Consider the following 21,432-nt stretch of genomic DNA (forward strand, 5'->3'; position numbering starts at 1 on the left):
CAGAGGCGTGACCCTCTCCGCCTGCGCGCCATGGCGCTGGTCCCGGCTGGGCGCCGTGCCGGGACCGCAGTCTTTTCAGAGGGCTTGCAGCCCTTCCAGCACCGCCTGGAGCAGCGAGTCGGTCGGGCGCGGATCGGGTGTGGCGCCCACCCGCAGGGCCCCTTCCGCAACCATGTCGCTGACCAGCAGGCGAGCGAGGCTGGGCGGGATATCCAGCGCGGCGGCGATCTCCGCGACGGAGTGCGGGACCGCGCAGAGACGGAGGATTTTTTCCTGTTCCGGAGCGGTCTCGTACCCCTCCTCAGGGGGATGGACCGCGACGACCATGCTGGCCAGGTCCAGGACCAGGGCCGTGTCATCACTGTCCTTCAAGGCCAAGGCGAACGGCCGCAGCAGCCGGCCCGGATCAGAGGTGGAGAGCCCGGTCATGGCGTCGCTCCCGGCTGGACCGGTGAGTCCTCGGCGGTGGAAGAGCCCTCGCTGTCTTCCTCCGCCACGGGAATCCCGGACAGCTCCTTCGGTGGGGAGCAGGCAGCAGCGGATTCGCGAGGCTGGTCGAGGAGGCTGTTCGGGAGCGTGACCCGCGCGAGCACACCCCCGTAGGGAGACGGCTCCAGGGTGACGGTGATCCCGTGGCGGGCCGCCAAGCGGGCCACCACGAACAGGCCGAGGCGGGGTTCGGCGGACAACGCCATCACGTCGAACTCCGGCGGCTGGGCCAGGGTGGCGTTGAGCCGGGCGTACTGGTCGGGGTCCATCCCGATGCCGCGGTCCACCACCTCCACGGCCACCCCGTCGGGGGTGCTCTTGGTGTCGATATCCACCTGGGCTGGTTCCGGGGAGAAGTTGACGGCGTTCTCCACGAGCTCGGCAAGCAAGTGGGTGACATCGGCCGCCGCATGTCCGTGCACTCTGGTCTGCACCACGGAGCACAGTCGCACGCGGGTGTACTCCTCGATTTCGGAGCTTGCGGCGCGCAGCACGTCGATCAGCGGCATCGGGTCTTTCCACTGCCGGGCAGTTCCTGCCCCGGCGAGGATGAGCAGGTTGTCGGCGTAGCGGCGCCCCTGGGTGACCAAGTGGTCCAGGCGCAGGAGGCGGCGCAGGGCAACCGGGTCGTCTTCAGCGGATTCGATCTCGTCGAGCAGGCACAACTGCCGGTGGATGAGCCTCTGGTTGCGTTGCGCGATGCCGAGGAAAACCCGGTTGGCTCCTTCCCGGATCTCTGCCTGCCGTACGGCCGCGGCTGCCGCGGTGCGCTGCGCGGTGTTGAACGCGTCAGCGACCCTGCCGATCTCGTCCGTGCCGTAGCGCAGTGTGGGCAGCTCAGCGGTGACGTCCACTCGGGCCCCGGTGGACGCACGGGCGACGATCTCGGGGAGACGGCTGTCGGCGACCGCCAACGTCTCCGAGTGGAGGCGGTGCAGCCGTCCGATCAGTCTGCGGGCGAGGCGTAGAGCGTAGACGATGGCGACGCTTCCTGCCAGGAGCACGATGAGGCAGCCCACGACGGTCACGACTACCGCCTGCAGCGCCGCTGCTTTGGCGTTGTCCAGCACGGTTTCGGTCTGGGCGGTCACCAGCCGTTGGAACAGGGGTTCGGTGACGTCCATGACGCGCTGCCATTCGGTGGCGGCTACGGGGATCTCGGTGTTGAACTCGGCGGTTTCGGACGAGTTGACCACCGGGGGTCGGGACAGCACTTGCAGGCTGAGTTCCTGCAAGGTGATCCAGGAGGGGGACTGGTGGAGCGCTTGGTGGGCGGTGCGGGCCGGTGAGCTGAGTTCCGGGCCGATCCGGTCGAGCGTGTCCCGGTAGGAGGCGGTGAGGAAGGTGAAATGCGCGGTCTCGGAGTACCCCATGCCGCCTGCGGCGGACGCTCCGGCCAGCAGGGCGTCGGCTTGGGCGTAGCGGTCTTGGGCGCGCATGAGTTCCAGCGCAATAGCCCCGTCGGTGTGCGGGCCGTCACCGTGCAGCCGGGCGACGATGGCGTCGTTGACGAGAAGGATCGCGGAGAGGACCGAGGTGTACTCCTGGAGGGCGGTCTCCCGGTCGATCTTCCGCTGGTCGACTTTTTCGCGGAGCGCGGGCAGGCCTTTCCACGCCGCAAAAAAGTCGCGGAGGCGGTCGTCGAGTTCGGTGTCGGCGGAACCGAGTAGACGCGAAGCCTGTCGGCGCTGCCGGGCAAAGATCGTGTCTGTGTGCTCTCGGGCTTCCTGAAGTGCGCCGTGGGTCGCCGCGGAACCGTCGCCGAGAAATTCCTGGGTCGATTTTCGTTCGGCGCGCAGTTCCGCGGCGATCAGGCTCAACGCTCGTATTCCGGCCTCGCCTCGCTGGACTGTGCCTGCCAGGCGGAGCGCACCCGTGGTGCTCGTGGCGGTCAGCAGGGCCCATAACAGCAGGAAGCTGACGCTGGGAATGAGCACCATCCGGATGAGCTGACCGCGAATAGCGCCTTTACCGGCTGGGTTGTGTTCGCACGTGGTCATGGTCTTCCCCCTCAGGGGACGACCGTACCGAAACCCATCGCGTTAAGTGGCCACTTTGTGACAATCAGTTATTACTTTGTGGGGCCCCAAAGGCGACGGATCAGTTCTCCTTGCGGTGTCGGGCCCCCACTGGCGCTGGCAGGTCCTCCAGGGTGGGCTGCTTTTCCACTCCCAGGGTGTTGAGCAGTTCGGCGTAGCGCAGCGCCACGATCTTGGCGGTGATGGTGTTCGCCCCCAGGGGAGCGCTGACGCGGGCCCCGTGCTTGGCCGCCAGAGCGTTGATCTCGGCAGGGGAGATCTCCTGCCCCATGATGCTGGGCGCGATCACCGGACGACGGCACCCGGCGGCAGCGAGTTGCGCAAACGCTTGCTCAAGATTCGCGGGGTCGTCCAGTGCTGCGGGAAGCACGGTGATACCCAAGCGTGCGGCGAGGAGCACCGCGGTGACCCCGGCAGCGTTCAACGCGTCCGGACCGCCGACCGAGCCGACCAGCACTCCGTCGGCCATCGTGTCACTGGGTGCCATCACACTGATCAGCCGCATCCGGTCGGCACGCACGTAGGATGCCTCAGCCAGCCGCAGGTGGAGAGCTTCGGCGAGCATGGGGTGCGGTCCCAGCGGGTCGGTGACCCGCACCTGCAGACCGGTGGCCTGGATCGCCTGGGTGATGGCGTTCAACGTGGGCTGGTGCGGTCCTGCCACCAAAGGAACGATGACGGCGTCACACGGGTCAGAGTCCCGCTGCTCCTCGTCGCGCTGCACCGCGATGTCCTTGAGGAGCGCGACAATGCGGTCCGCTTCTCCCTGGGTGTAGGCGAAGTGCAGGGTTGGCTCGGGCCGGTAGGGACGGACGAAATCCACCATCTCGGTAGCGAAACCGCTCCTGTCGCCCTCGGGTGTGCCAAAGGCGACGAGGACCAGGGGTGGCGTGCCCACCCACTTGTCGAAGGACAACGGGTCGCGATGCCGCCCCGAACGCCGCCGTCTTGAGGTGATACGGGGAGGAAGCCGGTCAGAATTGTGCATACCGTCTGAACTCACGCGAGTGATAGTAACGATTGGAGGTACTGGGCCTATCACGGTCGATTCTCAGCCGTGAAGATCGCACCGTGATAACGGATCATCCCATGGTTGCGGTACTTTGCGTGGCAGTCTCGCGGACCTGGGCTGACTCGCGGCGTCGCATGATGTGCTGCACCAGGGTGATGAGCATGTGGGCGCAGGACGTGCGATCACGGGCATCCCCCAGGACGACGGGCACGTCCTCAGCGAGATCGACTGCTTTCCGGATCTCTGTGCCGGTGTAGTTCGGAGCCCCGTCGAAGCAGTTCACCGCGACCACAAACGGGATACCGCGCCGTTCGAAGAAGTCCACCGAGGGAAAACACGTCTCCAACCGCCGGGTGTCGGCAAGCACCACCGCACCCAGCGCCCCGGCAGCCAGCTCGTTCCACATAAACCAGAACCGCTCCTGACCCGGGGTACCGAACAGGTACAACACCAGCTCAGGGCTGATGGTGATCCGACCGAAGTCCAGCGCCACCGTGGTGGTCGTCTTGTTCTCCACGCCGGACAGGTCGTCCACCCCCAGACTGGCCTCGGTCATCACCTCCTCGGTGCTCAGCGGGGTGATCTCACTAATCGAGCCGACCATCGTGGTCTTCCCCGCGCCGAACCCGCCCGCGATGAGAACCTTGAGCGCCGCGGGGAGCACGGGAGCGTCTGCGGAGCTAGAGTCTGCGAATGCCATCGAGCACCGCCTGCAGCAGAGTCATTTCAGAGGTAGCAGCCCGAGGAGGCATGGGTGCTCGAGCCAGCACGAAGCCTTGGGTGACGAGATCACCGAGCAGCACTTTGACCACGGTGATCGGCAGGTCTACCCGGGCAGCGATCTCAGCTACCGACACGGGGGAACGGCACAGCCGCAGAATCGCGCGGTGTTCCGGCAGCAGATGGGTGATGCCCGTCTCCCTCCGGGAGGCGACAACCGTACTGATCATGTCCAGTTGGCTCTCCGCGGGACGGGTGCGGCCCCCGGTGACCGCATAGGGGCGGACGAGAGGCCCTGCGTCTTCCTCCCAGTGCGGGCCTCTACCAGTGCCGTGGTGGTCTGTCATGACCCGGTTGATACCCGGCCGGCGGCTTCGGGATGGCGCGGGGCACTGGTGAGGAACTGTCCGACTCGCTTGATGCGGCTGTTCATTTCGTAGGCGATCATCCCCACGTCGGCGTCCTCAGCCGCGAGCACTGCCATGCACGCGCCCTCGCCCGCGGCAGTGACGAACAGGTAGGCGTGCTCCATCTCCACGACTGTCTGCAGCACTCGGCCGCCCTTGAACTGCCGACTGGTGCCGCGTGCCAGGCTCTGGAATGCTGAGGCAACCGCGGAGAGATGCTCCCCTTCTTCGTCGGTGAGGCCACGGGACCTGCCGATGAGCAGACCGTCAGCGGACAGCACGATGGCGTGGTCCGCGCCGACGACCCGGTCGACCAGGTCGTCGAGGAGCCAGTTGAGATTTTCCGAGGCGTTGCTCATCTGCTTCCCATTCCTTCGTGTGTTCCTGCGGTTTCGTTCGGTCGTCCACTCTCCGGGCAGCCCATCCCAGCCCACTGTGCGCGGACGATTGGCCACAGTACCGAGCAGGCCCCGCGTGGTTCCGGAGTGGACCGCGAGGCCGAACGCGGGCCGACGAAGGCTTCGCACACGTGCCGCCGCATAGGAGCACCTACTCAGTCACGGACTCAGGGGACCGTGTCGCTCTACTCTCCCGCCCTTTGCGGGTGCCGCGGTGGAAGGCTTCCATCATGCGGCGCGCCTCCTCTGACGACCGGCGGGGGGTTGCCGCGGGCTGGGTAGCGGAAGGGTCCGGTGCTCCAGCGTCCCGCAAGGGGGCGGCGAGATGAGTCTGCCGTTGACGCTTCGGCAGCGGGGGCCGAGGGTCGTTCGGGTCACGGGACACGGTTCCCGCCGGGGAGGCCGGTTCGGGCACTGGGGGAGCGGCAGGCACGGCAGGAGGAGCGGGCGGCGCGGTCCGGGAGGCAGACGACCGGTTGTCGCGCTCCGCCTCGTACGGTCCCAGATCGAGGTCGTCGGGGGGTGTCTCCACGACCAAGGTGTCCGGAATCAGCACAATCGCCTGGGTCCCGCCGTCGGGGCCGGAGCGGAGCCGCACCTGGATGTTGTGCCGGGCGGCGAGCCGGGCCACCACGAACAAGCCGAGCCGGACGTTCTCGCCCAGGGCCACCACGTCGAATTCAGGCGGGTGAGCCAAGAGGTTGTTGGCCTCGGCCAGGCTCTCCTCGCTCATGCCCAGGCCCTGGTCTCTGACTTCGACGGCGACCCCTTTCGATACCCGCTCGCTGTACACCTCAACGCGGGTGTGCGGCGGCGAGTAGCGGGCAGCGTTCTCCACAAGTTCCGCGAAGAGGTGGATCACGTCGGCGACTCCTTGGCCGAGGAGCGCCACGTCCGGGGTGGGCAGCACCGTGATCCGGGCATAGTCCTCGGTCTCGGAGACCGCGCTGCGCAGCACGTCGATGAGGGGAATGGGGGAACGCCACCGTCGGCCTGGCTGGCCCCCGGCCAGGATGATGAGGTTCTCTGCGTTGCGCCGTCCGCGAGTCGCCAGGTGGTCCAGCTGGAAGAGGCGGTCCATGAGGTCCGGGTCCTCTTCTTGGCGTTCAATCTGGTCGATCAAGCGGAGCTGGCGCTGGAGCAGCGACTGGTCGCGGTAGGCGAGGGCCAAGAACACCCGGTTGGCGCCGGAGCGGATCTCGACTTGGCGCGCGGCAGCGGCCACTGCCGTGCGCTGGGCGGTGTTGAATGCGTCGGCGACCTGGCCGATCTCGTCGTTGCCGTAGTCGAGGCGGCGCGGCTGGGTCTGCAGGTCCACCTCTTCGCCTTGTTCGAGGCGGCGGACGATGTCCGGCAGTTCGTTTCGGGCCAGGTCCAGGGTGTCCTGGCGGAGCTGGGACAGCCGTCCAGTGAGCCGGGTCGCAGTCTTGGAGGCGATGCCGTAGGCGAGTGCGCCGGCGAACAGCGCCAGAATGGAGCCGCCGATCGCCGTGGAGAACACTTGGGCGCTGGCGTCCTGGGTGGTTTCGATGGTGACCTGGGCTTGGGCTTCGGTCATCGCCACGAGGGTCTCGTTGACCCTGACCGCGTCGGTGTCCCATACGGCCACGGCCGTGGGCAGGGTTTCGGACCATCCGCCGAAGACGGGGTCCTCGGTCGGCCGCCAGTTGGCGATCTGCCCCGCGCTGGCGACCATGCTCTCCCATTCCGTGGACTCGGCGAGAGCGGCGTAGTAGCGGGCCGCGGGTTCGGAGAGCGCCCAGCGGAGTTCGTTGAGCCGCCGCTCCAGCTCGTTGATCAGCCCGGAGAACATGATGCGCTCGGCTTCGGTGAGTTCTCCGGCGACCTGTGCCCCGGCGATCAGCGCATCGGCCTGCGCGAAAGTCTCCTGGGTGCGCATGGTCTGCACGAAGGCGCCGCCCGTGGCCACGGCTTCGCCGTCGCCGAACTTCCGGCTGTGGATCGCGTAGTGGTCGATGCCCGCGGCGATGATGGCGCTGTAGCCGCGGTGGGCTTCGCTCCGGTTGATCCGCCGGGCGGCGATGTCCTTGCGCAGGGTCTCCCGCTGGTTGAGCGCGGAGCGGAAATCGGCTTCGGCAAGGTCGTCCTCGGTGAGGCGGATCTCGGCCAGTGCCTCGTCGGTCCCTGCCTGCTGGGTGCGGAGCAGTCCCAGGACTTCGGGGGACGGATCGGCCAGGTATTGGAGGGCGAGTTCCCGCTCTGCCTGCAGCTCGACGAGCGCGGCATAGAGGCGGGAGCCTTCCTCGCTTTTTGCGGCTGCCGCACGCAGGACCAGGGCCTGGGTGACCGTGGCCACACTGAGTACGACGAAAAGGACAAGGAAAGTGATCGCGGGGATCAGCACAATCTTGTTGAGTTGTGTCTTGATCCCGCGTCTGGTGCCGTCCGGCCCGCTCATGGTGTCCTCCCCGCACCGCGACACGCCAACTACCCATCGTCATGGTGTTCGTACCAGCGGTGCCGTGAAGGGACGCTACCGGAAACGAGGGGCGTGTGTGAGGGTTTTGACCAAACCGGTCCTGCGTCGCGTGCTTCCTCTTTCGACAGTGCAGGGCGGACAGGGGTCCCCGTCCGCCCTGCGCTCTCACGCGTGCGACTGGGTGAAGGCGCGGTGGTCGTCGATCGCCTTCCGCAGTTCGGCGAGCTGTTCCCGGACCCGCGCCGGGGCAGTCCCGCCTCGGGCGGCCCGCGACTCCAGCGACCCTTGGACGGTGAGGACCTCGCGCACCTGCGGGGTCAAGTGCGGGGAGATGGCGGCCAGGTCCGCGTCGCTGAGGTCGGGCAGGTCGATGCCGCGTTCCTCGCAGACCCGCACGCATGCCCCGGCGATCTCGTGCGCCTCGCGGAACGGCACCCGCTGCCGCACCAGCCATTCGGCGATGTCGGTGGCGAGCGAGAACCCCTGCGGGGCTAGTTCCGCCATCCGCTCCCGGTTGACGGTGAGGGTGGCGACCATGCCGGTGAACGCGGGAAGCAGGACTTTGAGGGTGTCGACGGCGTCGAAGACCGGCTCCTTGTCCTCCTGCAGGTCGCGGTTGTAGGCGAGCGGCAGCCCTTTGAGGGTGCTGAGCAGGCCCGCCAGGTCGCCGATAAGCCGCCCTGCCTTGCCCCGGGCGAGTTCGGCGATGTCCGGGTTCTTCTTCTGCGGCATGATCGACGACCCGGTGGAGAACGCGTCGTCCAGGGTGATGAACGAAAACTCCTTGGTGGCCCAGAGGATGATCTCCTCGGAGATCCGGGACAGGTCCACCCCGATCATCGCCGCCACGAAAGCGAACTCGGCCACCACGTCGCGGGCTGCAGTGCCGTCGATGGAGTTGGGCACCGACCGGGAGAAACCCAGTTCCGCGGCGACCGCTTCAGGGTCCAGTCCCAGGGAGGATCCGGCGAGCGCCCCGGAGCCGTACGCCGACATGTCGGCTCTCCGGTCCCAGTCGCGCAGCCGTTCGATATCGCGGATCAGCGGCCAGGCGTGCGCCATCAGGTGGTGGGCCAGCAGCACCGGCTGGGCGTGCTGCAGGTGGGTGCGGCCCGGCATCGGCACGTCGAGGTTGGCTTCAGCCTGGTCTGCCAGTGCTGCGACCAGGTCGAGGAGGAGCGCGGTGATCGCGCGGGCCTCTTCGCGCAGGTACATGCGCACCAGCGTGGCGATCTGGTCGTTGCGGGACCGCCCGGCGCGCAGCCGTCCGCCCAGTTCCGGGCCGACCCGTTCGATGAAGCCCCGTTCGAGCGCGGTGTGCACGTCCTCGTCGTCAGGGCTGGGTGTGAAAGCGCCGGAGGCGACGTCAGCCTCCAACTGGTCCAGCCCGCGCAGCATCTGCGCGAGTTCCGCGTCGTCGAGCAGGCCCGCTGCGTGCAGGACACGGGCGTGGGCGCGGGATCCCGCAATGTCGTAGCGGGCGAGCCGCCAGTCGAAGTGGGTGCTTTGGGAGAGGCGGGCCAGTGCTTCGGACGGGCCGCCGCTGAAACGGCCGCCCCACAGGCGTACGGTCTGGCTGTCGGGCTCGTGGGCCACGATGGGTCCTTTAACAGTCGATGGTTTGGTGGAACACGGGACAGGCGTCCCGCACACCCCGGGGTGTGCGGGACGCCACCTCAGTGCGGGCTCCGGGTCAGGAGAGCCGGCGGTCGCGCATGTTGGCGATCTTGGCGGGCATGCTCCAGATGTCGATGAATCCGCGGGCCAGGCTCTGGTCGTAGGTGTCGCCGCTGTCGTAGGTGGCCAGGTGGTAGTCGTAGAGGGAGGCCTCGCTGCGCCGACCGGTGACCACGGCCCGGCCGCCGTGCAGCACCATCCGGATGTCGCCGGTGACGTGCTTGTTGGCTTCGAGGATGAACTTGTCCAGCGCGTTCTTCAGCGGGGAGAACCACAGGCCGTCGTAGACCAGCTCGCCCCACCGCTGGTCCACCCAGCGCTTGAAGCGGGCCAGCTCGCGTTCGACGGTGACGTTCTCCAGCTCCTGGTGCGCGGTGATGAGGGTGATCGCGCCGGGCGCCTCGTAGACTTCGCGGCTCTTGATGCCCACCAGGCGGTCTTCGACCATGTCGATACGGCCCACGCCCTGGGCGCCGGCGCGCCGGTTCAGCTCCTGGATGATCTCCAGCGGGCTGAGCTCCTTGCCGTCGAGGGCGGTGGGCACCCCGGCGGTGAAGGTGATGACGACCTCGTCGGGCTCCCGCGGCTCGGCCGGGTTCTGGGTGTAGTCGTAGATGTCCTCGATGGGGCCGTTCCAGATGTCCTCCAGGAAGCCGGTCTCCACGGCGCGGCCGAACAGGTTCTGGTCGATGGAGTACGGCGACTTCTTGGTGACGTCGATCGGCAGACCCTTCTCTTCAGCGAACGCGATCGCCTTGTCGCGGGTCATGCCCGAGTCCCGGACCGGGGCGAGGACCTTCAGCTCGGGGAAGAGCGCTGCCAGGCCCGCTTCGAAACGCACCTGGTCGTTGCCTTTACCGGTGCAGCCGTGCGCGACCATGGTGGCCCCGTGGTAGCGCGCAGCCTCGGCCAGGTGCTTGACGATCAGCGGCCGCGACAGCGCGGAGACCAGCGGGTAGCGGTCCATGTAGAGCGCGTTGGCTTGGATGGCCGGCACACAGTAGTCGTTGGCGAACTCCTCCTTGGCGTCGGCGATGACCGCCTCCACCGCGCCGCAAGCCAGGGCCCGCTGGCGGATGACTTCCATGTCCTCTCCGCCTTGGCCGCAGTCGATGGCGACCGCGATGACTTCAGCCCCGGTCTCTTCGGCGATCCAGCCGATAGCCACGGAGGTGTCGAGTCCTCCTGAGTATGCGAGTACGACCCGCTCGGTCATGGATGTCTCTCCTAGTGCAACAGAACGGATGCGGCGGCATCCGGGTCGATGGTCGTGTGACAGGCCTCGGCTAGACGCGCCGGTTGGCGAACCGCAGCAGCGTGGCTGCGAGTTCTTCCCCGCCTTGGGGGTCGCGGGCGACGACCAGGATGGTGTCGTCTCCCGCGATGGTGCCCAGGATGGCGGGGATGTCGCTGTGGTCGATTGCCGAGGCCAGGTACTGGGCTGCCCCCGGCGGTGTGCGGACGACGACGATATTGGCCGAGGCCTCGGCCGAGACCAGCAGGTCTTCGGCTAGTCGGCTCAACCGTGGGTTGGAGACCTGCTCCAACTCAAGTTCGTCGGCGTGGGCCCGGGGAAGGCGTTCCCCGCCCTCCCCGGGGAGTACGTAGACGAGGTTGCCGTCGACGGTGCGGAGTTTGACCGCGCCCAATTCGTCCAGGTCCCGGGAGAGTGTGGCTTGGGTGACCTGGACCCCCTCCTCAGCGAGCAGCCGGGCCAGTTCGTTCTGCGAACGAACAGCGTACTTGGTGAGCAGTTCGGTGATCTTGGCGTGGCGGGCTGCTTTGGTGGGGGGTGCGGACTTCGCGCCGTCGACGGTCATCGTCGCTGGTCCTCCTCAGCGTCGCGGGCGGCGGCGTTCAGGATGTCCGGGAGTGCCCGGGTGAACTCGAGGATTTCGGCCCTGGTGATGATGAGCGGCGGGGCCAGGCGGACCACCTCGGGTGTGACAGCGTTGACGAGGAACCCGGCTTCGGCCGCGCGGGTTTGGACGTGGGCGGCTGCCGGTGCGGTGAGCTGGATTCCGCGCCACAGGCCGACGCCGCGCACTGCCGCCACCAGGGGGTGGCCGATGCCGGTGATTTCGGCGGCGAGCAGCTCCCCCAGTTCGGTGACCGATTCCAGGAGCCGGTCCTGTTCGATGGTGGTGAGGACGGCGAGGGCTGCCGCGGCTGCCACGGGGTTGCCGCCGAACGTGGACCCGTGGTCGCCTTTGGCGAAGGCGGTGCCGTACCGGCCGAAGCCCACGCAGGCCCCGATCGGCAGTCCACCGCCGAGTCCTTTGGCGAGAGTGAGGACGTCGGGGCGGACCCCTTCGGCCTGGTGTGCGAACCAGTGCCCGGTGCGGCCGATCCCGCTTTGGATCTCGTCGAGGACGAAGGCGGCTCCGGTGGCGTCGCAGATCTCGCGGACCGCGGCCAGGTAGCCTGGCCGGGCCGGGACGACTCCGGCCTCCCCTTGCACGGGCTCGACGAAGACCGCGATGCACTGGTCGGTGACGGCTTCGCGCAGCGCTGCCACGTCGCCGTGGGGGACGAACCGCACGTCCAGGTTGAAGGGGCCGAACGGGTCCCGAATCGCGGGTTTGCCGGTGAGGGCGAGCGAGCCGGAGGTGCGGCCGTGGAAGCCGGCCACGGTGGAGACGTAGTAGGTGCGTTCCGGTCCCGCGGCACGTCGGACGAGTTTCAGCGCTGCCTCGTTGGCTTCCGTGCCGGAGTTGGCGAAGAAGACCCGCGCGGACCCGCCGAGCAGGCTGACGAGTTTCTCCGCGAGTTCGACTTCCCGTTCGTGCAGGAACAGGTTGCTGGTGTGGATGAGGGTGGCGGCCTGCTCGGTGACTGCTGCGACCAGGGCGGGGTGCCCGTATCCCAGGGACGACACCGCGATCCCGGCGATGAGGTCGAGGTAGGTCTTCCCGTCGGCGTCGGTGACCCGGCATCCTTCGCCGCGGACCAGGGCCACGGGCGGGATGCCGTAGTTGGGCATGAGGACCGCTTCGAAGCGTTTCTGCAACTGTTCGGTGGCGCTCATGCGTCACCCCCGGCGGGATCCTTGTCCGGCAGGACCATGGTGCCGACTCCTTCGTCGGTGAAGATCTCGAGCAGCATCGCGTTGGGGATGCGCCCGTCGAGGACGTGCGCTTGGGGGACGCCGCCGCGGACTGCGCGCAGGCAGGCTTCCATCTTGGGCACCATGCCGGACGACAGGGTCGGCAGCATTTCCTCCAGCTCGCTGGCGGTCATGTGGCTGATGAGCTCCGAGTTGACCGGGTAGTCGGCGTAGAGGCCTTCCACGTCGGTGAGCACGATGAGTTTGGCGGCGCCCAAAGCCACGGCCAGTGCCGCGGCCGCGGTGTCGGCGTTGACGTTGTACACGCCGCCTTCGGCGGAGCGGGCGATGCTGGAGATGATGGGGATGCGTCCGTCGTCCAGCAGGCTGCGCACGGCCCCGGGTTGGACGTCCACGACTTCGCCGACGAGTCCGATGTCGACGGGTTCGCCGTCGACCATGGCGTATTTGCGTTCGGCGGTGAACAGGTGGGCGTCTTCACCGGACATGCCGACGGCGAAGGGGCCGTGCTCGTTGATGAGCCCGACGATCTCGCGGTTGACCTGGCCGACGAGGACCATGCGGACGATCTCCATCGTCTCGGGCGTGGTGACCCGCAGCCCGGCGGTGAAGGTGCTTTCCACGCCGAGCCGTTCCAGGTGCGCGTTGATCTGCGGGCCGCCTCCGTGGACGACGACGGGGCGCAGGCCGGCGTACCGCAGGAACACGATGTTCTCAGCGAAGCGCGCCCGCAGGTCCGGGTCGGTCATGGCGTTGCCGCCGTATTTGACGACCACGGTCTTGCCGTGGAGGGCGCTCAGCCAGGGGAGCGCTTCGATGAGGGTCTTCGCCTTGTCCAGGGCTTCCTGGCGGGTTCTGGAGATCATGTGGAGTAGGCCGAGTTCTCGTGTACGTAGTCGACGGTCAGGTCGGTGGTCCACACTGTGGCGGAGGCGGAGCCCGCGGAGAGGTCGACGGTGACGGTGACGTCCCGGGGTTTGAGGTTGACTTTGGCGCGGTCGTCGCCGACCGATCCGCCCCGGCACACCCATACGCCGTTGATGGCGACGTTGATGTTGTCCGGTTCGAAGACGGCGTCGGTAGTGCCTACTGCGGCGAGGACGCGTCCCCAGTTGGGGTCCTCTCCGTAGATCGCGCATTTGAAGAGGGCGTTGCGGGCGATAGCGCGTCCGACGGTGACCGCGTCGTCGGTGCTGGCCGCGCCCACGACTTCAATGGCGATGGCTTTGGTCGCGCCTTCCGCGTCGGCCAGGAGTTGGCGGCACAGGTCCTGGCAGACTTCGGTGAGCAGGCGGGAGAACTCTGCCTCGTCCGGGGTGGTGCCGGAAGCGCCGCTGGCCATGAGCACCACGGTGTCGTTGGTGGAGGTGCAGCCGTCGGTGTCGAGCCGGTCGAAGGTCACTTCGGTGGCGGCGCGCAGTAGGGCGGTGCACTGCTCGGGGGTGAGCACGGCGTCGGTGGTGAGGACCGACAGCATGGTGGCCAGCGACGGGGCGAGCATGCCCGCTCCTTTAGCCATGCCGCCGATGGTGTAGCCGCTGCCGCGGCGGAAGGCGATTTTGGAGACGGTGTCTGTGGTGCGGATAGCGTCGGCCGCGTTGAGGCCGCCGTCGCGCGCCGCCTCCGCCACTGCGGCGTCCACTCCGGCAAGGAGTTTCGGCATGGGCAGGCGTTCCCCGATGAGACCGGTGGAGCAGACCACGATCCGGTCCGCGGAGTCGTTGAGCGCTGCGGCCAGGTGTTCCGCGGTGGTGCGCGCGTCCTGGAAGCCCGCGGCCCCGGTGCAGGCGTTGGCGCCCCCAGAGTTGAGGACGACGGCGCGCACTTGGCCGTCGGCGACGGCCTGCTGGGACCACTGCACCGGTGCAGCCTTGACCCGGTTCTTCGTGAAGACTGCCGCGGCGGAGTGGTGCGGGCCGTCGTTGATGACGACGGCGACGTCGCGCTGGCCGCCGTCTTTGATGCCGGCGGCTACTCCTGCCGCCCGAAAGCCTAAAGGCGCGGTAACACTCACGGTGCCACTCCAGTCATAGGGAGTCCGGTGGTTTCGGGGAGGCCGAGGGCAAGGTTGGCGCTTTGGATCGCACCACCCGCGGTTCCCTTGGTGAGGTTGTCGATGGCTGCGACCGCGACGAGGCGGCCCGCTGCTTCGTCCACGGTGACTTGGACAGCGGCGGTGTTGGCGCCGAGGGTCATCGCGGTGGTGGGCCACTGTCCCTCGGGCAGCAGGTGGACGAAGGGTTCCGCGTCGTAGTGGCGCTGGTAGGCGGCGCGGACTTCGTCGAGGCCGATGGCGGGCTTGAGCGGTGCCGAGCAGGTGGCGAGGATGCCGCGCGGCATCGGCACGAGGACCGGGGTGAAGGACACGCGCACCGGGGTCTCTGCCACCGCGGACAGGTTCTGGACGAATTCGGGGTTGTGCCGGTGTGCTCCCCCGACACCGTAGACGCTCACCGACCCCATGACTTCGCTGGCGATGAGGTGGGGTTTGGCGGCTTTGCCAGCGCCGGAGGTTCCGGAGGCGGCGACCACCACGACCTCCGGTTCGACGAGCTGCTCCGCGAAAGCAGGCATCAGGGCGAGGGTTCCGCAGGTGGGGTAGCAGCCAGGGACCGCGATCCGCCGGGTCTGGGCCAGTGCGGCACGGGCCCCGGGGAGTTCAGGCAAACCGTAGGGCCAGGTGCCGGCGTGTTCAGAGCCGTAGAACTTCTGCCAGGCCGCGGCATCGGCCAGCCGGAAGTCGGCGCCGCAGTCGACGATGAGGGTGTCGGCGTCGAGCTGGGCTGCTAGCGCAGCGGAGTGGCCGTGGGGCAGGGCGAGGAAGACGATGTCGTGGCCGGCAAGGGTCTCGGGGGTGGTTTCGGTGAGGATCCGGTCAGCGAGCGGGGTCAGGTGAGGGTGGTGCTCGCCGAGCCGGGTCCCGGCGTTGCCGCCCGCGGTGAGTGCCCCGATCTCAATGTCGGGGTGGGCGAGCAGGAGGCGCAGCAGTTCCCCTCCTACGTACCCGCTGGCGCCGGCGACCGCCGCCGTATAGCCCATACCTCTCTCCCTCTGAGCAGGGTGCGACGTGCACCATCATGCACTCGACTGAAAAATTATGCAACCTAGTGTATAGGCTTGGCTCGGTGGTTGGGCGGGTGCCCCGCCCAACCACCGGAGGTCAGCGTCCGGCGAGCTTGGTGGCCAGCTCGGCCAGCGTGGACGTCTCAAGCGTGCGGGATGCCTCACGGCGGTCAGCGCCGCGGTAGAGGCCGTAGACGAGGTGGGTGCCGATCCAGCGCAGCGGCTCCGGCTCCCAGTCGCGTGCCCGGTGGCCCACCCACGGCAGCCGCGTCAGGTCCGTGTTCCGCTCCAGGACGAGATCGCGCAGCGTGCGCCCCGCCAGGTTGGAGGTGGCAACCCCGCTGCCGACGTATCCCCCGGCCCAGCCCAGTCCGCTGGTGCGGTCCAGGTACACGCTGGGGCACCAGTCCCGCGGCACGCCCAAGACCCCGGACCAAGCGTGGACCACCGGGGCCTCGCTCGCCGCCGGGAACAGCCGAGCCAGCGCCCGCCACAGTTCCGCGATCGCCTGCGGCTGGGTCGCGCCGTTGGTGTCGTGGCCGGACCCGAACCGGTAGGGGACCCCGCGCCCCCCGATCGCGATACGGCCGTCCGCGGTGCGCTGCGCGTAGATGTAGGCGTGGGCGGCGTCCCCGAGCACTTCGTGCCCCTCCCAGCCGATGCGCTTCCACACCTCCGGGCTGAGCGGCTCGGTCACGATCATCGAGGAGTTCATGGGCAGCCACTGGCGCCGGTAGCCGGCAATCTCCGCGGTGAACCCCTCCGTGGCGCGGATGACATAGTCGGCCCGTACCGTGCCCTGTTCGGCGACCGCGGCTGGCCGCTGCGCGTCCTTGCGCGGCCGCAGTTCCGTGACGGCGGTGCCTTCGAAGATGTCCACGCCGAGGTTCTCCACCACGGCGGCCAGGCCGCGGACCAGCTTGGCGGGGTGGATGCGCGCGGCGTGCGGGCTGAACGCTTCCGCCACTGCCCCGTCGACCCGCAGCATCGGCTCGTAGTCGGGCTCCAAGAGGTAGTAGTCCTCCGGCCAGTAGCCCCACTCCTGCAGGTAGGCGATCTCCTGGAGCAGGCGGGCCTTCTGTGCGTGGTTGGTGGCGACGATGCGCATGCCGCCCTTGACGATGTCGGCGTCGATGCCTTCGTCCTTGGCGACCGTGATGACTTCGTCGACCGTAGCCATCATGGCGCGCTGCAGGGCGATCACCGCCCCTTTGCCGTGCTCTTTGGCGTAGCGCTCCCGGGAGCCAGCGAACTCCGCGGACAGCCAGCCGCCGTTCCGCCCGGAGGCGCCGAAGCCCGCGAATTCCCGCTCGAGGATCGCGATGCGCAGGTCGGGCTGCTCTTTCTTGAGGTAGTAGGCGGTCCACAGCCCGGTGTATCCGGCACCGACGATGCAGACGTCGTAGTCGGCGTCACCGGGCAGGGCGGCACGCCGTTTCGGAAGCCCCAGTTCGCGGTACCAGAAGGACACCGCACCGTTGCGGAACTCCTTCGAACGGGGGATGGCACGCATCTCGGCTGCGCTGGCGATCAGTCTCATGGGTATGTCTGCCTTCCCGAACGCTCCCGCATGACGCCTGCCCCGTCCCCGGCGTCGGTTGTCGTGTCACCTCCGCCCCGGGTCCCAGGGGGGCGGTTGTCCCGAAGAAGGGGAATTGTAGCCAAAGGTCAGCTCTTGCCCCCGGGCCGCTCCCGGGCAGCCCACAGCAGTCTCAGCCCTTCCCCAGCTCCTCGCGGGCGTGACGCGAGTTGTCCCGCAGTTTGCGCGCCTGTTCGGCTAGGGCGCGCACGCCGCGCTCCCCGAGGGGGGCCAGCACATACTCGCGAAGGAGGGCAACGTGCTTGGTCCTGGCCTGTTCCGCGAGGTCCAGCCCTTTTTTGGTGAGCGTGGCATAGGTGACGCGGCGGTCCAGAGCGCAGGCCTGGCGGACCAGGTACCCGTTGCGTTCAAGCCGGTCGGCAAGTTTGGTGAACCCGCCGCTGCTCAGGGAGACTTCCCGGGCGAGCTGGCTCATGGGAAGGCGGTGGTGCGGGGAGCGCTGCAACCGGAGCAGCACTTCGAACCAGGGGCCGGACATGTCTTTCCCGCACGGGGCGATTCCTTGGAGGAGCAGCGGGGTGGTCTCCGAGAGCGCTTCGTGGAACAGCCCCCAACAGGTGATCAGGTCTTCGTCGGTGATCTGCTCGGTGTCGGTGCCAGCTTTCGTCCCCATGCGCATCCCCTCACGGCCGTCCCGGGCGGCTCATTTCATCCTACGCCACAAATATCTTCTTAGATAACTAATGGTGATAGGTGATCTTTTCCCCATTGTCCTGGGATGACGGCGGCCGCGGCGGCACTCGCGGGCAGGCCGCCGCCCCGGGTTTCCCAGACGGCGAGCCACGCCCTGCGGCTGACGCACGATGCTCCGCACGAGTGGGGGTCGCCCGGTCGGGCGATCCCCCACACTCCTCGCCACCTCACGGCTTGGAACCGGTCAGCCGCGCAGCACTGCCCCGGTACGTTCCGCGGCCGCTGCCACGGCAGCATCCTTGATCCGGTTGGTCTCCTCCACGGTCAAAGTGCGGTCGTGGGCCCGCAACCGCAACGCATACGCGAGCGACTTGCGGCCCTCACCGACCTGATCCCCGGTGTAGACGTCGAACAGCCGGACGCTTTCCAGCAGTTCACCTGCGCCTTCCCGCAGTGCCGCCTCCACCTCGGCCGCGGGCACGGACGCGTCCACCACAAGGGCGACGTCCTGGGTTGCCACCGGGTAGGTGGAGATCTGCGGCGCGGTGGCGGCTGCCGCCGCTGCCTCGATCCGGTCCCAGTCGATCTCCAGCGCCGAGGTCCGCGAAGGCAGGCCGTAGGCCTTGATCACCCGCGGGTGCAGCTCTCCGGCGTGCCCCACGAGCACCTCGCGGTCGCCGTCGGCCACGTACAGCGCAGCGCAGCGTCCCGGATGCCAGGGGGCGTACTGGGCGGCGCGGACGATGAGCTCCACCCCGGCCACGCTTGCCGCTTCCTTCGCGGTGTGGATGGCATCGGCCCACGTGGCAGGCTCACCACCGCCCCACCAGCCGGAGCGCAGCCGCTGTCCCGCCAGCACCGCACCGATGTGGCGCGGCTGCTCCGGCAGCGCGGCCTCCAGGGTGGCGCGCTCCTCAGCGGTGGGCGCCCGGTCAACCGGCAGGATCGGAGCCTTGGCGGGCGCGTCCGGCTTGGGGTGGTAGACCAGCCCCATTTCGAACAGCGCAATGTCGGTGAAGCCGCGCCCCACGTTGCGCACCAGGGCCTTGAAAAGGCCGGGCAGCAGGGTGGTGCGCAGCAGCGGCTCGTCGTCGTTGAGCGGATTGGCGAGTCGCACCGCGGTCCGCCGCGCGTCATCCTCGTCCAGACGCAGCCGGTCGAAGTCGCGCACCCCCACGAAGGGATAGTTCAGAACCTCGAAGAATCCCCGGTCGGCGAGCGTCCGTCCCACGGCACGCCGCAGCCGCTGCCCGCGGGTCAGTCCGCGCCCCGGAGGAGCCTGCGGCAGGAGGGCCGGGATGTTCTCGTAGCCCTCGTTGCGGATGACCTCTTCGGCCAGGTCGTTCGGGTCGGTGAGGTCGGGACGCCAGCTCGGCGGCGTGACCTTGAGCGTGTCGCCTTCCTGGACAACCTCGCAGCCGACCTGGCGGAGCCGGGCGATCTCGGTCTCCACGGGGTAGTCCACGCCCGCGACCCGGCCTGCGTGCCCCGCCCGGACCACGATGGGTTCCCGGGGAACCGTGTGGTCGATGTGGGTGATCCCGTCCTCGATCGTCGCCCCGCCGAGTTCCGCGAGCAGCTCCACTGCGCGGGTCGCCGCGGCGAGCTGGATGTCGGTGTCCACCCCACGCTCGAAACGGCGGGACGACTCCGACGACAACTGGTGGCGGCGGGAGGTGCGGGCGATATGCGCGGCGTCGAAGTGCGCCGCCTCAATGAGGATGTCCGTGGACGTCTCCCGGATCTCGGTGCTGAGACCGCCCATGACACCCGCGATGTTGATCGGCCCCGACTCGTCAGTGATGAGGATGTCGTCGGGGTCCAGGGCGCGCACCACGTGGTCGAGGGTCTCCAGCTTCTCGCCGGGCCGGGCGAGGCGGACCTCGATCGGACCGCGCAGGGTGGAGCGGTCCCAGGCGTGCAACGGCTGCCCCAACTCCAGCATCACATAGTTGGTGATGTCCACGGCCAGCGAGATGGAACGCACCCCGCACAGGTGGAGTCGGCGGCGCATCCACAGCGGTGTGGGCGCGGCCGGGTCGAATCCGGTGACACCGCGCAGCACGTAGCGGGAGCAGATCGCCGGGTCGGCGACACTCGCGGGATAGCCGCCCTCGGCAGCGGACGGCAGCGGGCGGACCGCCGGGTCAGTGAACTCCACACCGTAGGCAGCGGCCACTTCCCGGGCGATACCGCGCAAGGACAGCGCATAGCCCCGGTCCGGGGTGACCGCGATGTCCAGCACCGACTCACGCAACCCCAGCAGGTCGTCGGCCTTCGTGCCGGGCTCGGCGAACCCTTCAGGCAGCACGATGATGCCCTCGTGGTCCTCCCACAGGCCCAGTTCGCTCGCCGAGCAGATCATGCCCTCCGACATGCGGCCGTAGGTTTTCCGGGCCGAGATCGCGAAACCGCCGGGCAGGACCGCGCCGGGCAGCGACACCACGACCAGGTCGCCTTCGGCGAAGTTGCGGGCACCGCAGATGATGCCCTGCGGTTCCCCCGTACCGTTGGCGTCGCCCACGTCCACGGTGCAGAACCGGATGGGCTTTTTGAACCCGGTGAGCTCTTCGATGGTCAGCACCCGGCCCACCACGATGGGGCCGCTGATGTCAGCGCCGACCTCCTCGACAGTCTCGACTTCCAGGCCCAGGCTGATCAGTTTGTCGGCCAGCTCGCGCGCGGTGGCCTCGGCAGGCAGTGCGACGTATTCGCGCAGCCAGGAAACGGGAACCCGCATCACATCTCCATCCCGAAGGCCGCGGTGAACCGGACGTCACCTTCGACCATGTCGTGCATGTCCTTAACCCCGTGGGCGAACATCAGCGTCCGCTCAATGCCCAGGCCGAAAGCCCAGCCGCTGTACCGCTCGGTGTCCACTCCAGCGGCGACCAGCACCCGCGGGTTGACCACGCCGCAGCCGCCGATTTCGATCCACCCTTCCGAGGAGCAGGTCCGGCAGGGGGCCTCGGGGTTGCCCACGGAGGCACCCCGGCACACGAAGCACTCCATGTCCACTTCGGCGGAAGGCTCGGTGAACGGGAAGTACGACGGGCGCATGCGGGTGCGCAGCCCTTCGCCGAACATCCGCTCCACGAACAACTGGATGGCGCCGCGCAGGTGCGCCAGCGTGATCCCCTCGTCCACCACGAGTCCTTCCAACTGGTGGAAGACCGGGCTGTGGGTGGCGTCGAGTTCGTCGGTGCGGAAAGTGCGGCCGGGGACGACCACGTAGACGGGCAGCTCGCGGTCCAGCAGTGCGCGCACCTGCACGGGCGACGTGTGCGTACGCAGCACCATGCCGGACTCTTCACCGTCCGGGCCGGCGATGAAGAAAGTGTCCTGCATCGTCCGGGCCGGATGGTCGGGCAGGAAGTTGAGGGCGTCGAAGTTGTACCACTCGGCTTCGACCTCCGGCCCCTCAGCGATCTCGAAGCCCATGCCGACGAAGATGTCCGCCATCCGCTCGGCGATCGTGGTCAGCGGGTGCCGGGCCCCGCGGGGAATCCGGTCGTAGGGCAGGGTGACGTCAACCGTCTCCTCGACGAGGACACGCGCCTCGTGCTCCTCTTCCAACTGCGCCTGGCGCGCTTTGAGCGCCTCGTTGACCTCGCGCCGGGCACCGCCCACCCGCCGGCCCGCATCAGCCCGCGCCGCGGGCGGCAGGGCGCCGATCTCCCGGTTCGCTAAGGCCAGCGGGGAGCGGTCCCCGGCGTGGGCGATCCGGACTTTTTTGAGTTCTTCCAGTGTGGAAGCCTTGGCGATAGCCTCGAGCGCTTCATCGCGCATGCGTGCGACCTCGTCCGGGTGAAGCGGCGTCACCTCGACCGGGTCGTAGGAGTGATTGGGTGCAGACATAGGGTGGTTGCCTCGCAATCCCGCGACGT

General features: G+C 68.4%; 18 protein-coding genes. All 18 read right to left on the minus strand.

Annotated elements, in window-relative coordinates:
* Positions 1 to 75 precede the first annotated feature (75 nt).
* Positions 76 to 429: a DUF742 domain-containing protein gene (locus tag TFU_RS10070; RefSeq protein WP_011292467.1), complete on the minus strand. Its 354-nt coding sequence runs from the start codon at positions 427 to 429 to the stop codon at positions 76 to 78.
* The gene (locus tag TFU_RS10075; RefSeq protein ID WP_011292468.1) at positions 426 to 2,489 is read right to left on the minus strand and encodes a sensor histidine kinase; all 2,064 of its coding nucleotides are present in this window, start codon (positions 2,487 to 2,489) and stop codon (positions 426 to 428) included. Before TFU_RS10075 ends, TFU_RS10070 begins: the two co-directional genes overlap by 4 nt.
* 100 nt (positions 2,490 to 2,589) lie before the next feature.
* Positions 2,590 to 3,516 (minus strand): sirohydrochlorin chelatase, encoded by a 927-nt coding sequence (locus TFU_RS10080; protein WP_011292469.1) that lies wholly within the window; start codon positions 3,514 to 3,516, stop codon positions 2,590 to 2,592.
* A 94-nt stretch (positions 3,517 to 3,610) separates the two neighbouring features.
* The gene (locus tag TFU_RS10085) at positions 3,611 to 4,240 is read right to left on the minus strand and encodes a GTP-binding protein (RefSeq protein WP_049754966.1); all 630 of its coding nucleotides are present in this window, start codon (positions 4,238 to 4,240) and stop codon (positions 3,611 to 3,613) included.
* A complete protein-coding gene (locus tag TFU_RS10090) occupies positions 4,221 to 4,607 on the minus strand; it encodes a DUF742 domain-containing protein (RefSeq protein WP_011292471.1) in 387 nt (128 codons plus the stop codon). Before TFU_RS10090 ends, TFU_RS10085 begins: the two co-directional genes overlap by 20 nt.
* Positions 4,604 to 5,026: a roadblock/LC7 domain-containing protein gene (locus TFU_RS10095; protein ID WP_011292472.1), complete on the minus strand. Its 423-nt coding sequence runs from the start codon at positions 5,024 to 5,026 to the stop codon at positions 4,604 to 4,606. Before TFU_RS10095 ends, TFU_RS10090 begins: the two co-directional genes overlap by 4 nt.
* A 190-nt stretch (positions 5,027 to 5,216) precedes the next feature.
* The gene (locus TFU_RS10100) at positions 5,217 to 7,484 is read right to left on the minus strand and encodes a sensor histidine kinase (RefSeq protein WP_016188953.1); all 2,268 of its coding nucleotides are present in this window, start codon (positions 7,482 to 7,484) and stop codon (positions 5,217 to 5,219) included.
* 186 nt (positions 7,485 to 7,670) lie between these two features.
* A complete protein-coding gene (gene argH / locus TFU_RS10105; protein ID WP_011292474.1) occupies positions 7,671 to 9,101 on the minus strand; it encodes an argininosuccinate lyase in 1,431 nt (476 codons plus the stop codon).
* Between the two features lie 97 nt (positions 9,102 to 9,198).
* Positions 9,199 to 10,398, minus strand: a complete 1,200-nt coding sequence (locus TFU_RS10110) for an argininosuccinate synthase (RefSeq protein WP_011292475.1) — start codon at positions 10,396 to 10,398, stop codon at positions 9,199 to 9,201.
* A 70-nt stretch (positions 10,399 to 10,468) separates the two neighbouring features.
* Positions 10,469 to 11,002: an arginine repressor gene (locus tag TFU_RS10115; protein ID WP_011292476.1), complete on the minus strand. Its 534-nt coding sequence runs from the start codon at positions 11,000 to 11,002 to the stop codon at positions 10,469 to 10,471.
* Complete coding sequence (locus TFU_RS10120; protein ID WP_011292477.1) at positions 10,999 to 12,210, minus strand: acetylornithine transaminase; 1,212 nt, start codon at positions 12,208 to 12,210, stop codon at positions 10,999 to 11,001. The genes TFU_RS10115 and TFU_RS10120 overlap by 4 nt, the downstream gene beginning before the upstream one ends.
* Complete coding sequence (gene argB, locus TFU_RS10125) at positions 12,207 to 13,115, minus strand: acetylglutamate kinase (RefSeq protein WP_011292478.1); 909 nt, start codon at positions 13,113 to 13,115, stop codon at positions 12,207 to 12,209. Before argB ends, TFU_RS10120 begins: the two co-directional genes overlap by 4 nt.
* Complete coding sequence (gene argJ / locus TFU_RS10130) at positions 13,112 to 14,263, minus strand: bifunctional glutamate N-acetyltransferase/amino-acid acetyltransferase ArgJ (protein WP_011292479.1); 1,152 nt, start codon at positions 14,261 to 14,263, stop codon at positions 13,112 to 13,114. The genes argB and argJ overlap by 4 nt, the downstream gene beginning before the upstream one ends.
* Positions 14,260 to 15,288: an N-acetyl-gamma-glutamyl-phosphate reductase gene (gene argC / locus TFU_RS10135; protein ID WP_011292480.1), complete on the minus strand. Its 1,029-nt coding sequence runs from the start codon at positions 15,286 to 15,288 to the stop codon at positions 14,260 to 14,262. The genes argJ and argC overlap by 4 nt, the downstream gene beginning before the upstream one ends.
* A gap of 121 nt (positions 15,289 to 15,409) precedes the next feature.
* Positions 15,410 to 16,852 (minus strand): NAD(P)/FAD-dependent oxidoreductase, encoded by a 1,443-nt coding sequence (locus tag TFU_RS10140; protein ID WP_011292481.1) that lies wholly within the window; start codon positions 16,850 to 16,852, stop codon positions 15,410 to 15,412.
* 172 nt (positions 16,853 to 17,024) lie between these two features.
* Positions 17,025 to 17,525 carry a MarR family winged helix-turn-helix transcriptional regulator gene (locus tag TFU_RS10145; protein WP_011292482.1) on the minus strand — a complete coding sequence of 167 codons (501 nt, stop codon included), beginning with the start codon at positions 17,523 to 17,525 and terminating at the stop codon, positions 17,025 to 17,027.
* A 264-nt stretch (positions 17,526 to 17,789) separates the two neighbouring features.
* Positions 17,790 to 20,285: a phenylalanine--tRNA ligase subunit beta gene (gene pheT / locus TFU_RS10150; RefSeq protein ID WP_011292483.1), complete on the minus strand. Its 2,496-nt coding sequence runs from the start codon at positions 20,283 to 20,285 to the stop codon at positions 17,790 to 17,792.
* Positions 20,285 to 21,403, minus strand: coding sequence for a phenylalanine--tRNA ligase subunit alpha (gene pheS / locus TFU_RS10155; RefSeq protein ID WP_011292484.1), 1,119 nt, complete (start codon positions 21,401 to 21,403; stop codon positions 20,285 to 20,287). Before pheS ends, pheT begins: the two co-directional genes overlap by 1 nt.
* Between the last annotated feature and the right edge of the window lie 29 nt (positions 21,404 to 21,432).

Origin of the sequence: Thermobifida fusca YX, from assembly GCF_000012405.1 — a bacterium.
In the GTDB taxonomy this organism is placed as follows: domain Bacteria; phylum Actinomycetota; class Actinomycetes; order Streptosporangiales; family Streptosporangiaceae; genus Thermobifida; species Thermobifida fusca.